Here is a 13,098-nt window from a genome sequence, read left to right as displayed (position 1 = left end):
ATGCTTCAGCAGAAAGGAATCCCACTCATGTCCCTTGCCAACGGTCGCCGTTATCTGGCCATTCCCGGCCCCTCTGTCCTGCCAGACCGGGTTCTGGCGGCAATGCAGCGCCCTTCGCCGAACATTTATGCGGGCGAATTGGTGGATATGATCTCCGGCCTTTGGGCCGATCTGAAACGGTTGGCGGGAACGCAGGGCCATCTGGCGGCCTATATCGGCAATGGCCATGCCGGGTGGGAGGCGGTGGATACCAACCTGTTCTCACGTGGCGACCGGGTTCTGGTGCTGGCCTGTGGCAATTTCGGCCATGGCTGGGCCAATGCCCTGCGCGCGCTGGGGGTTGAAGTTGACCTCTTGGATTTCGGCAAACGTTCGGCGGCTGATCCGGCACAGGTGGAGGCTGCCTTGCGGGCGGATACCTCGGGCCAGATCAAAGCCGTTCTGATGACACAGGTCGATACGGCGACCAGCGTCAAATCAGACGTGAAAGCCATTCGCGCGGCCATCGACGCGGCGGGCCACGGGGCGCTGTTTTGCGTGGATTGCATCGCGTCTCTGGGCTGCGATGACTATCGGATGGACGAATGGGGTGTGGATGTGACCCTAGCCGCCAGCCAGAAGGGGCTGATGACGCCCGCTGGCATGGTCTTTGTCTGGTTTTCCGAAAAGGCGCGTCTGGCGGGGCAGGGGGCGGGTCTGCGGACGCCCTATTGGAACTGGGGGCCAAGGGCCAATCCCGCGCCCGGTGAGTTCTGGGAATACTGGCACGGCACCGCGCCCACGCATCACCTGTTCGCCTTGCGCGCTGCGCTCGACATGATTTTCGAGGAAGGCTTGGCCCAAGTCCATCAACGCCACGCCCGTCTGGCCCGCGCGGTCTGGGCGGCGGTCGAATGCTGGGGGCAGGGCAATGCCGCCATCGGCCTGAATGTCGCCGCTCCAGCGGCAAGGGCGGGCGCGGTCACCTCAATCCGGCTGGGCGCACCGGACGCGACAAGGCTGCGCACTTGGGTCGAGGCCGAAGCAGGGCTGACGCTGGGTGTCGGGCTTGGGATGGGCACGCCCGAAGACCCCAAGGCCGACGGCTGGCTGCGGCTGGCGCATATGGGCCATGTGAACGCCCATATGACGCTGGGCGCGATTGGCGTGATCGAGGCGGGACTCAATGCCTTGGGCATCGCCCATGGGGCCGGGGCGGTCGCGGCGGCAGGCAAGGCGGCGTTTGCCCCCCACCCCTAACCCCTCCCCACAAGGGGGAGGGGAACGCGCGCCGTGCCAATCGCTGTGCCCGAGATCGAGGTGCCCCCTCCCCCCTTGTGGGGGAGGGATGGGGAGGGGGAGCTCACATCCCCTGTTTCGCCAACCACTCCTTCATCCAGGCAATCTCGCCCTCTTGTGCGGCAATCACCGCCTCGGCCAGCTTCCGCACCTCCGGGTCATCCCCATGTTCCAGCACGATCCGCGCCATGGCGACCGCGCCTTCGTGATGCGGGATCATGCCTTGGATGAAATCCACATCGGCATCCCCCGTCAGCGGGATAGCCATGTCCTTGTGCATCGTCTCATTCGCCGCCTTAAAGGCGTCATTCGCCGGACCCTCCACATCGGCCATATTGTGGCCCGCATGGGCGTCCTGCGCAGCCCCCGGCTGGCCCAGCCAAAGCGCCGCAACGGCAAGGATCATCATCTGTTTCATCAAGCGTCTCCCTTGTTTCGGCCAGCATCGCCATGCGCCGATCACTTGCAAGGCAACTGCGCGTGATCTCTGCCTTTTGCGCAGGCAATCGCTCCATTGTGCAGCCCTGCACGGTTCGCGCGCGGATCGGGGGCTAGGCAAGCGGACCCCGCAAGGGCAGAATATGCTGACAAAGCTGGACCCAAACCATGAACATGCGTGCCAATTCCCGCCCGGTCGTGGGCATCATCGGCAATTCCGCCTTCTTGCATGAGACTTATCCCGTCCATGCCGGTGGCGTGATGAACTCCGAGGCCGTCTCGCAAGTCTCGGGCTGCGTGCCGCTGATCATCCCGACCGATCCGAAACTGATTTCCGTGCCCGAACTTCTGGATCTTTGCGATGGCTTCCTGCTGACCGGCGGCCGCCCGAACGTCCATCCCAGCGAATATGGCGAGGATGAAACCCCCGCCCACGGTGCCTTTGACCGGGGCCGCGATGCCATCACTCTGCCGCTGATCCGCGCTTGTGTGGATAGGGGCCAGCCTTTCCTTGGCGTCTGCCGCGGCTTTCAAGAGGTGAACGTGGCGATGGGCGGCACGCTTTACCCCGAAATCCGCGACCTGCCGGGCCGCATGAACCACCGGATGCCCCCCGACGGCACGCTGGAAGAAAAGTTCGCGCTGCGCCACCCGGTGCGGTTTACCCCCGGTGGCGTTTTCGCCCGGCTGATGGGCGCGGAGGAGGTGATGACGAACACGCTGCACGGGCAGGGTATCAACCGCCCCGGCAGTCGGGTGATGATCGACGGGCTGGCGCCGGATGGCACGCCCGAGGCGATCTATGTGGCGGATGCGCCGGGCTTCACCCTGTCGGTGCAATGGCACCCGGAATGGAATGCCGCGGGCGACCCAGTCTCGCGGCCGCTGTTTGAGGCCTTCGGTCAGGCCTGCGCCACCTGGGCGCGGGTTTCAGCGTAAAGCAGCGGCATGGCCTTTTGCCATAAGCCTAGGCGTTCGAGGGGGCTTTGCCCCCCGCCCTGCGGGCTCCCCCCAGGATATTTTTGAAGAAAAGATGAGGATGGCTTGCTGGGGCATTTCGGGCGGCTATAGTCGCGCGAAACGGGGAGAGACCGATGAAACGCTCAAGAATTAACGATATCATGGCCGCAGCGGATGAGATGATCCGCCACTACGGCTTTGTCCTGCCGCCCTTTGCCTATTGGACGCCGGACCAGTTCAAGGCCCGCACCGACGCGCGGCGGATCGTGGACAGCCGGATGGGCTGGGACATCACCGATTATGGGCAGGGGCGCTATGATGAAATGGGGCTTTTCCTGTTCACCCTGCGGAACGGCTCTTTGGCCGATCTGCAACGTGGCGGTGGCATGTGCTATGCGGAAAAGCTGCTGATCAGCCGTCAGGACCAGCTTTCGCCAATGCACACCCATGTGATCAAGGCCGAAGACATCATCAACCGGGGCGGGGCGACCCTTGTGGTGGAACTTTTCGGGTCTGACGACAAAGGCCATTTCGCGCGGGATCGCGGCGGGCGGGTGCTGTGCGACGGCATCGCGCGGGACTATGGGCCGGGCGACAAGCTGCGGCTGGCCCCGGGGGAATCGGTCACGCTGATGCCGGGCGACTGGCATGCTTTCTGGGGTGAAGGCGGCGATGTGCTGATTGGAGAGGTCAGCACGGTGAATGACGATGTGACGGACAACATCTTTGTCGATCCCATCGGGCGCTTTGCGGATATTGAGGAAGACGTAGCCCCGACGCATCTGCTGGTCAGCGACTACGAAAAGTGGCTGGCCTAACGCTTGGCGGAATTGCAACAGCGGGCTGGCATACGGATGTATGCCAGCCTTTTGCTTTTCTGTGGTGGGGCAGGGGTTTAGGCAGGGGGCATGATGGATCACCCTTTGCGACATGCGCTTGTTGACGAATTGCACGCACGACCCTTTCCGGTGCTGCAGGCCCCGGCGCATGTGGTGTTCATGGCGCTGAAAGAGCCCGGCAATTCGGTGAACCGCGACCGGGGGGCTGATCTGGCGTTGCTGAATGACTGGCTGGCTGCACAGGGGATGGCGGCAGCCTTGCCGGGGGCGATGCACCATACGGGACAGGGCGGGCGCGCCAGCCTGAAATGGGAAAGCCATACCGAATTCGTGACCTATGCGGCCTTTCAGCCAGGGCTGCCGGATCAGGCCTTTGACCCGATGGAGGGTGAGGTTTTCCCCAAGGACTGGTTGGCAGGCAGTGCCGCGCAACGGCTTGTGGCCGGGCTGATCCGGGTGGAGGAGATGCCCGAGGATGAGGCTGCGATGCTGGCGCGGCTGGAGGGTTGGTTGCAGGCCGAAAGTCTGGCCGTGGCGCGGGTGGTCGATGGGGCCGCCGTGATTGCCGGCGATTTCCGCATCGACGAGGGCGGCTATATGCGCTTTGCCGTCTTTGTGCGCCCTGGCACCGGCCCGCGCCGGGTGGGGCGGATCGTGCAAAGGCTGTGCGAGATTGAAACCTACCGCGCCATGTCGATGCTGGGTCTGGCGCGTGTGCGCGACCTGACGCGGGTCTTGAACGATCTGGACCCGCGCCTGTCGGCGCTGGTGGGTCGGCTGGACGAAAGCGGCGGCGCCGAATCCGCCCTGCATGATCTGCTGCAAATCTCGGCTGAATTGGAGCGGTTGTCCGTCCAGCACGGTTTCCGCTTTGGTGCGACCGCCGCCTATCAGGCCATCGTCGCCCAAAGGATCACCGTGCTGCGTGAGGAACGGGTGGCCGGGCGGCAAAGCTTTGGCGAATTTATGATGCGCCGCTATGACCCCGCCATGCGCACCGTGAAATCCGCCGAGGTGCGTCTGAACGCGATGGCCGAACGCGCGGCCCGGGCGGCAGAACTACTGCGGACGCGGGTGGATGTCGAACGCCAAGCGCAGAACCAGAAACTGCTCGCCAGCATGGACCATCGGGCTGATCTGCAACTGCGGCTGCAACACACCGTCGAAGGCCTATCGGTCGTGGCGATCAGCTACTACGCCTTGGGCTTGTTGGGTTATCTGGCAAAGCCCTTGGCGCATTGGGCGCATCTGGACCAGACATGGGTCATGGCCGGTCTGGTGCCGGTGACTTTGGGGTTGGTGTGGTGGGGTTTGCGGTGGATAAAGTCGGGCCATACTCAAAATCTGCCATAGGCTGCAGCGTTTCAGCCCTTGCGTTTTTTGCGCGATATCGGCAAATCATCGTAAACGCTATTGGAGATGATCTGTGCGAATTTTTGGGGCCCTGCTTTCTGTGGTTTTTCTATCGGCTCTGCCTGCGCGGGCCCAAACGCTGGAATGTAAGGTAACGTCGATCCAAGGACAAAGCACAGCGCGTTTTTTGGCGGATTTTTATAGTTTTGAGATAAATCGTAATGCGGCAGCGGCCGTCGTAAAGGATGAAATTTCGAAGAAATTCAATGGTATATATAAGGTCGCGGATCTTGACCAATACACGAAGTCGCGTGCAACAATGACCTGGAGCCTTGAGGGCGCCATGCTGGAAGATGCCAGCTCAAATCTCAACTTCCGTGCAACTTGGTTGCGCAGCAAAAATATCTTTATCATCCGCGTGACGCCCTTTCGGTACAGATTCAATGGCCCCGCAGAGGGGCGAGGGACTTGCACCCTAACCGAATAACTTTACCAACAATGTCGTCGGCCATTGCGCCGCTCAGGAGAAGACTATGAAGAAACTTGTCTGGTTTTTGGGAATGATGTTTTTGGCGGGCAATGCCAGCGCCAAAGTTCTGGAATGTACCACCGCCGAAGACAGTTGGGTCAACAGCCCCTACATCTTTGGCTACGAAGCCAATACAACAGCGGTCACCGTCTATGACCCGGTGATTCACACATTCGTCGGCGAACCCATTGCCGGTAAATACGAAGAGAGTTCCAAGAAGATTGTCTTTAAATGGTCTGTTCAGGTGAAAATTCGCGGTGATCAGACAAATATGGGCTATCGCGCATCCTTCTTCCCGGCGGATGGTAAATTTACCGTGCGGGCGACCCCCGGGGCAGGCTATACTGGCCACTTTGAAGGCCGCGGGACTTGCAAGGTCAAGGAGCAGTAAGGTTTTCTGTGCGGTCCCTTGGCGCATCGCTAGAGCTCTATCGACAATCCCAAGGGCGCGGCAATCGCGCCCTTGATGTTTAAGGTCAATGCGTCGGGTTTGGGCGCATCATGCGACAGCAGAGTTATCGGCTGACTCTCAGCCCCTTCAATCCGTGGAAATGATACACATCATTGTATTCCGGCGCCGCAGCCAGATGCAGGCCGGGCAGGCGGTCAAACAGGATGGGCAGCGCGATCTGCAATTCCAGCCGCGCCAGCGGTGCGCCGACGCAGAAATGCAGGCCGCCGCCAAAGCTGGTATGAACCTTAACCGGGCGGTCGGTGATGAAATCATTGGGCCGATCCCATTGCGAAGGGTCGCGGTTCGCCGCCCCCAGCAGCAGGGCCACCTGATCACCGCGCTGGAATGTATGGCCTGCGATCTCGATGGTTTCATAGGCCCAGCGGGTGAACATATGCAAAGGCGGATCATAGCGCAGGATTTCCTCGACCGTGCCATCGACCCGGTCCGGCGTCAGATCCGCCGCGCCATGCCCGGTTTCCAGCAAGGTCTTCACGCCATTACCGATGGAATGCACCGTTGCCTCATGCCCCGCGTTCAAAAGCAGAATGCAGGTGGTGATCAGCTCATCCGTGGAAAGCCGCTCGCCCTCGGCTTCCGCCGCGATCAGGCTGGTGATCAGATCATCCGCCGGTTTCGCACGGCGTTCTTCGACATAGCGCCGCATGAAGGCCACAAAATCAGTGCTGGCCTGCACCGCCGCCTGTTCCATCGCGGGCGTGCGCCCCGCCTGATACATGCCGACCATCGCGTTGGACCAGCGCAGCAGGTCCGGCCCCATCTCTTCCGGCACGCCCAGAAGGCGGGCGATGATGGTCACGGGCAGGGGTTGCCCGAAATGCGTCAGCAGATCAAACTCGCCGGACGGCAGGCGGTCGATCAGATCCTGCGTCAGTTGCGTGATTTCCGGGGCCAGTTCAGCAATCCGGCGGCTGGTAAAAGCCCGCAGCACAAGCCCCCGCAGGCGCGTGTGGCGCGGCGGTTCCAGCTCCAGCATCGAATGCGCCTCGACCGCGTAAAAAGGCGCCAGATGCGCGGGGATGGGCTGGGCGATTTCTGGCGGAACCTCGCGGCCAAAACGGCGATCACGGAAGATGGCGTTGGTGACGGTGGCGCTGCCTGTGCAGACCATCTTGTAGTCGTTCCAGAAAAAGAACGACCCACCCGCCCGCGCCCGGTCATAGAAAGGATAGGGGTTCTGCACGAAAGCCGCATCTTTCGGCGATTGGTCCAGATGTATCATGCGCGTTTTCCCCCGATAAAGCCTTGGGCGATCATCACCCCCAGCACGACCAAAGCGGCCCCGCCCAGTTGCAAGTTGCTCCAGGCCCCGCCCATCAAAAAGAAGATGGCCATGACATAGAAGGGCACCGCGTTCATATGCAGGCTGGAGGCCCCGATGCCGATGCGCGCGACCGAGATGATCCAAAGCACCTGCATCAAGGCCAGCGACAGCAGGCTGAACACGGCCAAGGCCCCCCATTCGCGCAAGCCCATCAGCGACCAGTCCACCGCCGGGCTGAACCCCGTCGCCTGTGCCAGAACGGCGGCGACGGCGGCGGCAATGGCCCCGCCGCAGATGGTGATCGTGGTGCGGCCAAGGTCGGTGAGCGCCGGAAAGGCGGTGACGGTCGCCCGCGACCCCCAAGTGTAGAACAGGCAGGAACCAAAGGTCGCCAGCGCCCCCAGCCCCAGATCCAGCGTGAATTTTCCATGCGCCAGCGCGACCATGCCGCCGACCAGCGACAGCGCCATGCCGATGATCAAGGGCCGCGTGATCCGCCGCCCGTCCAGCGCGACCTCCAGCCCCATGCCGATCAGCGGCATGCTGGCCGTGATGATCCCCACCGTCACCGGGTCGGTATAGGCTTGGCCCACCACCAGACAGACGGCGGCGAGGCCGATGCCAAGGCTGCCCACCGCGATGCCCTTGCCCCAATCGGCGCGGCGGATGGGGGTGATCCCCTCAAATGCCGCCCAGACGGCCAGCAGAACCAGCCCCGCCAAGCCGCAGCGCAGGGCCGTCAGGGCAAAGGGTGGGATGATTGGAATGACCAGATCGGCAGCAGGAAGCCCCGCCGCCCAGATGATCATCGACAGGGCACAAACAAGGTTGGCCCAAAGCAGGCTTTGGCGGGCGGGGGCGATGAGGGTTGTCATGATGGTCGTCTAGCAGGTCGGGAAGCGGCGCGTTTGCCGGTTCCCGACCTGAAATGTCACGCGGCAGACAGGGCGGTGACAATGGCCCCGAAATCGGCGGCCTTCAGGCTCGCCCCGCCGACCAAGGCCCCGTCCACATTCGCCAGGGCAAAGATTTCCACCGCATTCGACGGCTTCACCGAGCCGCCGTAGAGCAGCCGCACGCCCGCCGCCTCGGCCCCCAGCCGTTCGGTCAGCCGTGCCCGCATGAAGGCGTGGACTTCCGCAATCTCGGCCAAGGTCGGCGTGCGGCCTGTTCCGATGGCCCAGACGGGTTCATAGGCGATCACGAGGTTGGCCGCGGTCGCCCCATCCGGGACTGAGCCGGCAAGCTGGGTCGCCACCACGTCGAGGGTCTGGCCTGCATCCCGCTGCGCCTCGGTTTCCCCCACGCAGACGATGGCGACCAGACCGGCGGCCCAGGCGGCCTGGGTTTTCGCGGCGACCAAGGCATCCGTCTCGCCGTGATCCGCCCGGCGTTCCGAATGGCCCAGAATGACATGGCCTGCCCCGGCATCCTTCAGCATCGCCGCCGAAACATCGCCCGTATGCGCCCCCTTGGCGTTCGCGTGGCAATCCTGCCCGCCGATCATCACCGGTTTGCCCTGCATCTGCCAGTTTGCCTGCGCGATCAGGGGGGTGGGGGGGCAGATCAGCACCTCACAGGAGGCCGGAACCTCGGCCAGGGCTTTCAGCTCGGCCAGATCGGCTGCCAGCCCGTTCATCTTCCAGTTTCCCGCCGCCAGCTTGCGCATGTCTGATCTCCTCCCGAATCCGGGCCAAATATGGGTTCTTTTGAGAGATACCGCCTGCTGGGTCGGTGCGCCAGTGGGTTGGGGCGCGTGGGCGGATTTCACGCGTGAAATGGCGTGTAAGTGGATGGTTTTGATATCTTATTCAAGATTTTGAATGGATCGGTGGGTTTCACCCACCCTACTGATCCTTGAACTTGATCGATTCCCCGCAGCCGCAGGCCTCGGCCACGTTCGGGTTGCGGAATTTGAAGCCCGACTCGACGATGCCCATTTCGTAGTCGATTTCCGTGCCGATCAGGAACATCTGCGCCATCGGTGCGATCATCACGCGGGCGCCGTCTTGTTCCACCACCTCGTCCAAGGGATTCACGCTGGAGACATAGTCCATCGTGTATTCCATCCCCGCGCAGCCGCCCTTTTTCACGCCGATGCGCAGGCCCTGACTGTCCTGTTTCGCCATCAGCCGCGCGATCTGTTTTGCGGCCATTGGGGTCATTGTGACGGCGGCTTTGCCGGGAATGCCGAACATATCTGTTCTCCTTCGATGCGGCCAAGGTAATCCCTTGGCCGCCCTGCATCAAGTGGCCCCGCGCAAAAGCCGGATCAGGGCGGCCAGGGCGCGGCGGATCGGCGGGTCGTGCCGTGCCTCGTGATGGCTGACGAGCCAAGCCTCATGCGCGATTTCGGGGATGTCGTCCGACAGGCGTTGCAGCCCGGTGCCGTCATCGCCCGCAAAGGTGGGCAGGACGATCCGGCCCATGCCAGCACGGGCAAGGTCCAATGCGACACGTTCGGTGTTGACGGTGGTGATGATCTGGGCGGCGTGATGTTCGCGGATCCAGCGTTCGGCGGGGGTCAGGGCTTGGGCGTCCAGCGCGATAAAGCCCTTGGGTGCGCTGGCCAGCCCATAGACGGCATAGCGCACATCCTGCGCCTTTTGTGCGGCGAGCCAAGGTTGTTCGGGGCGGCGGGCGCGGATGCCGATATCCGCCTCACGCCGGGCCAGATCAAGATTGGCGTTGGCGCTGATGAATTCGGGCACCCAAGGCGCACCGGGTTGCCAATAGCGCCCGATGTTGCGGGCGATGAGGCGGGCCGTCCAACTGCCTGCGGTGATGCGGACGCGGGGGGTGGTGCCGGGGCCGCTGGCCCATTGGGCGATGCGCTGTTGCAGTGGGCGCAGGGCGCTGGCCTCGGCCAGCAACTCGCGGCCCCGCGCGGTCAGGGCATAGCCGTTGCGACCGCGTTCAAACAGATGTTGTCCGGTGGCGCGTTCCAGTTCCGCCATGCGGCGCGACAGGGTGGGGGCCGAGGTGCCTGTGCTGGCGACAGCGCCGGACAGCCCGCCGGAGGAGGCCACGGCAAGGAAGAGGGACAGGTCGTCGAGGCTGATGTTGCCTTGCATTTGTGAAAGGTGATTTCCGATGTTGGCCGTATGGGGTGCGAATTTTTAGCTGTATTTCAGATCATGTTTTCAGAAATGAAAGGATAAGTCCATGATGATGGTCATTCCGCCCCTGCGTTCGCATGAGGATGCGATGCCCCACAGTTCTTTTGAGGCCGAGATGGCGCGTGTGCGGCGTGTTCGGGCCAGCCTGCGGCGGCGGCGGGCGCTTTTGCGCCGCGCGCGGTTCTGGCGGGCGGTGGCATTGATGTTCAGGGGGAAAGGTCGGGCAGGCCCAAGGGGGGGAGGGCTGCCAACAACCAAACCGTGCCCCCCGCCACCGCAATCGCCCAGCCGAACGAGGCGAGCGTGCCCATGATGACATATTCGCTGAACTTGCGGTCATCGCTGACGGCCCCAAAGCGCAGCACGGATTTGGCGGCGATGAGGAAACCGATGCCGCCCGCCTGACCTGTGAGGATCAGCAGGAAGATCATCGCACGTTCCAGATGACCAATGGCGCGGCCACCGCCCGGCAGGCCTTCGGGCCAGTCGTTCTGCCAGCGGGCCATGTAAAGGCCGATGACAAAGCCGCCGGCGCGGGTGGCCAGCAGGAACCCGGCGATCAGGGTCATGATGGGGGGCAGGGTGGTGGCGGTGAGGGGGCTTTCGCCGTTCAGAACCCAGCCCTCGGGGCCGGGGGCGGCCCAAAGGCCGGTGGCCCAGAGGGTTGGAAGATAGAGGGTGAGGGCGACGAGGGTTGCCAGATGCAGGGCTTGGTCGGTGAGAAAGGGGGCGAGACCCTTCCACGGGGCATAGGCCTTGGCCGCGTCGATGGCGATGTGGAGGAGAGCCAATAGGAGCAGGGCGGGGTGAAGGCTGCCCAAGGCCAAGGCGGCGGTGGCCCAGACGATGGCGCCATGCAGGGCGAGGGTGAGGGGATGGCGTTTGTGGGCGACCATCCAATTGGTCTGAAAAGCGAAATCGGCAAGGACATGGGCGAAAAGGAGGACGGCGAAGGTTTCGATCATGATGTCGCTTCCCAGTCGAGATGTTCAAAGCATGTAAGAGCGGATTCAAAAGTCCAGCTTTTTGCCCCGGCCAAGCGAGTTTGCGCCGCTTGTCTGGTGATGCCAATCTGCTTGGCAATGTCCTTTTGGGTTGTCGGCTCATGGCGTGCGTCGGTCATTTGTCCTTGCCGCAACCAGATGGCCACCGCTTCTGCCTGGGCTTTTGTCCATTGCGAGGTTTGCCCGTCGACAAGGTCAAAGATCGCTTTTCTAAGATTTTTGCCGGTTTCGTCTTTGGTCTGTGTCTCTGCCAGCATCAGACGTCGATACTTTGAAATTCTTTCCAAATTCTCACCGGCTACAAAGAATGCGGGGCCGGATGCGTCGGAAAGATCTTTTGTTCCAAGACTGTCATGGCGCCCAATTCCGACCGAGATCCGCGTTTCGATGCCAGCCCCTGAGGCGCGCAAATCGGCGAGAAGGATCAGACAGGCCCGTAAGGCCCATCCGGGGCGGCCTAGAACCAACTGCCAACCATCGCCGCGAAATCGGGTGAAACGGGTGTCTGCATCCGCGATGTCGGACAGATCGCGCGCGGATTGCGCCAAGGCTTGCATCGCAAGTTCTGTCGCAGCGGTTCCGGCCTTGCGCGAGAGGACAAGATCGCCTGTTAGGACGGCAATGATGGGGCTGTGGGCGGGCATGCGGACTCACTTTGCCTAGGTGGCAAGTGTTGCAGCTTGCTTTTTGAAAAGCAAGTCTTTTGGTTTGCTTTTGTGAAATCAAGCCTGAGGGCTTGCTTTTGGCAAATCAAGCCCTCAGGCTTGACGTCACATAAAGCCCAGTTCCAGACGGGCCTCGTCTGACATCATTTCCATGCCCCAAGGCGGGTCGAAGGTCATGTTGACCTGCACCTGTTTCACGCCGGGGATGGATTCGACGGCGGAACCGACCCAATCGGGCATTTCGCCGGCGACGGGGCAGCCGGGGGCGGTGAGGGTCATGATGACCTCGACCGCGTTTTCGGGGGAAATGTCGATGGTGTAGATCAGACCCAGATCAAAGATGTTCACCGGGATTTCGGGGTCAAAGACCGTGCGGCAGGCATCGGTGACCGCCTCATAGAGGGGATGGTCGGTGGTGGATGGTTTGATCAAGGGGGCACCCTCGATCTGATCCTGCATCTGCATGGCGGTTTGCCCTTGGGTTAGTTGAGCAAATATATAGGGATTGGGCGGGCCAAGGTAAAGCCCGCCGCTTTGGCCAAATCAGAAGGGGATTTCGTCGTCCAGATCGCTGCGGCCGCCGCCATAGCCGCCCCCCTGATTGCCGCCTTGATTGCCACCGGAGGAACGGCCACCGCCTTGCGAGGAGCCACCGCCATTGCCGCCCTGATAATCGTCATAGCCGCCGCGATCATCATAACCGCCGCCGCTTTGACCACCACCACCACCTTCGCCGCGGCCATCCAGCAGGGTCATATTGCCGGTAAAGGGGCGCAGCACCACCTCGGTCGTATAGCGGTCTTGGCCGGACTGATCCTGCCATTTGCGGGTTTCAAGCTGGCCTTCGATATACACCTTACTGCCCTTGCGCAGGTATTGTTCGGCAATCTTGCAAAGCGGTTCGCTGAAGATCGCGACGGAATGCCATTCGGTGCGTTCCTTGCGTTCGCCCGAATTCTTGTCGCGCCAGGTTTCCGACGTGGCGATCCGCAGGTTCACCACCTTGCCACCGTTCTGGAACGAGCGCACCTCGGGGTCGCGCCCCAGATTGCCCAGAATGATGACCTTGTTGACCGATCCCGCCATGGACGCACTCCCCCGATTCTTGGCTTGGGCCAGACTGGCCCACATTGGTTAACAGTCCTTAAACCGCCCCCGGCCTGCCTGCAACTTT

The 13,098-nt window shown here is 62.3% G+C and carries 15 protein-coding genes; 5 read left to right on the top strand and 10 right to left on the bottom strand.

Features of this window, described 5'->3' with window-relative positions; genetic code table 11:
• Nucleotides 1–27: 27 nt before the first annotated feature.
• Nucleotides 28–1,239, top strand: a complete 1,212-nt coding sequence (locus IE095_RS02875) for a pyridoxal-phosphate-dependent aminotransferase family protein (RefSeq protein WP_189410077.1) — start codon at nt 28–30, stop codon at nt 1,237–1,239.
• 103 nt (nt 1,240–1,342) lie between these two features.
• On the opposite strand, the gene copM is transcribed toward IE095_RS02875, so the two are convergent.
• A complete protein-coding gene (gene copM / locus IE095_RS02870; protein ID WP_189410076.1) occupies nt 1,343–1,696 on the bottom strand; it encodes a CopM family metallochaperone in 354 nt (117 codons plus the stop codon).
• Between the two features lie 188 nt (nt 1,697–1,884).
• Between copM and IE095_RS02865 the strand changes: the two genes are divergently transcribed.
• The 4 genes from IE095_RS02865 (at nt 1,885) to IE095_RS02850 (ending at nt 5,788) form a co-directional block, all read left to right on the top strand.
• Nucleotides 1,885–2,655, top strand: a complete 771-nt coding sequence (locus IE095_RS02865) for a gamma-glutamyl-gamma-aminobutyrate hydrolase family protein (protein WP_229804429.1) — start codon at nt 1,885–1,887, stop codon at nt 2,653–2,655.
• 155 nt (nt 2,656–2,810) lie between these two features.
• A complete protein-coding gene (locus IE095_RS02860; protein ID WP_189410075.1) occupies nt 2,811–3,494 on the top strand; it encodes a D-lyxose/D-mannose family sugar isomerase in 684 nt (227 codons plus the stop codon).
• 90 nt (nt 3,495–3,584) lie between these two features.
• The gene (locus tag IE095_RS02855) at nt 3,585–4,868 is read left to right on the top strand and encodes a DUF3422 family protein (protein ID WP_189410074.1); all 1,284 of its coding nucleotides are present in this window, start codon (nt 3,585–3,587) and stop codon (nt 4,866–4,868) included.
• Nucleotides 4,869–5,401: 533 nt separating this feature from the next.
• Nucleotides 5,402–5,788, top strand: a complete 387-nt coding sequence (locus IE095_RS02850) for a hypothetical protein (RefSeq protein ID WP_189410073.1) — start codon at nt 5,402–5,404, stop codon at nt 5,786–5,788.
• Between the two features lie 124 nt (nt 5,789–5,912).
• On the opposite strand, the gene IE095_RS02845 is transcribed toward IE095_RS02850, so the two are convergent.
• From IE095_RS02845 to ssb, 9 genes are all read right to left on the bottom strand, one after another.
• Entirely contained in the window at nt 5,913–7,094 is a 1,182-nt protein-coding gene (locus IE095_RS02845; RefSeq protein WP_189410072.1) for a cytochrome P450, read from the bottom strand.
• Nucleotides 7,091–8,011, bottom strand: a complete 921-nt coding sequence (locus IE095_RS02840; protein ID WP_189410071.1) for a DMT family transporter — start codon at nt 8,009–8,011, stop codon at nt 7,091–7,093. The genes IE095_RS02845 and IE095_RS02840 overlap by 4 nt, the downstream gene beginning before the upstream one ends.
• A 56-nt stretch (nt 8,012–8,067) precedes the next feature.
• Nucleotides 8,068–8,805: a triose-phosphate isomerase gene (gene tpiA / locus IE095_RS02835; protein ID WP_189410070.1), complete on the bottom strand. Its 738-nt coding sequence runs from the start codon at nt 8,803–8,805 to the stop codon at nt 8,068–8,070.
• A gap of 178 nt (nt 8,806–8,983) precedes the next feature.
• Nucleotides 8,984–9,334: a HesB/IscA family protein gene (locus IE095_RS02830; RefSeq protein WP_189410069.1), complete on the bottom strand. Its 351-nt coding sequence runs from the start codon at nt 9,332–9,334 to the stop codon at nt 8,984–8,986.
• Between the two features lie 48 nt (nt 9,335–9,382).
• Nucleotides 9,383–10,210 (bottom strand): LysR family transcriptional regulator, encoded by an 828-nt coding sequence (locus tag IE095_RS02825; protein WP_189410068.1) that lies wholly within the window; start codon nt 10,208–10,210, stop codon nt 9,383–9,385.
• Between the two features lie 251 nt (nt 10,211–10,461).
• Complete coding sequence (locus tag IE095_RS02820; RefSeq protein ID WP_189410067.1) at nt 10,462–11,220, bottom strand: DUF3307 domain-containing protein; 759 nt, start codon at nt 11,218–11,220, stop codon at nt 10,462–10,464.
• Nucleotides 11,217–11,816 (bottom strand): hypothetical protein, encoded by a 600-nt coding sequence (locus IE095_RS02815; protein ID WP_189410066.1) that lies wholly within the window; start codon nt 11,814–11,816, stop codon nt 11,217–11,219. Before IE095_RS02815 ends, IE095_RS02820 begins: the two co-directional genes overlap by 4 nt.
• A gap of 213 nt (nt 11,817–12,029) precedes the next feature.
• A complete protein-coding gene (locus IE095_RS02810) occupies nt 12,030–12,389 on the bottom strand; it encodes an SUF system Fe-S cluster assembly protein (RefSeq protein WP_373295388.1) in 360 nt (119 codons plus the stop codon).
• Nucleotides 12,390–12,467: 78 nt separating this feature from the next.
• Nucleotides 12,468–13,010, bottom strand: coding sequence for a single-stranded DNA-binding protein (gene ssb, locus IE095_RS02805; protein ID WP_189410064.1), 543 nt, complete (start codon nt 13,008–13,010; stop codon nt 12,468–12,470).
• Between the last annotated feature and the right edge of the window lie 88 nt (nt 13,011–13,098).

The sequence above is a fragment of the Neogemmobacter tilapiae genome (assembly GCF_014652215.1).
GTDB classification, from domain to species: Bacteria; Pseudomonadota; Alphaproteobacteria; order Rhodobacterales; family Rhodobacteraceae; genus Neogemmobacter; species Neogemmobacter tilapiae.
The sequence above is the reverse complement of the archived record's forward strand: the minus strand, read 5'-3'. Positions and strand labels throughout refer to the sequence as shown.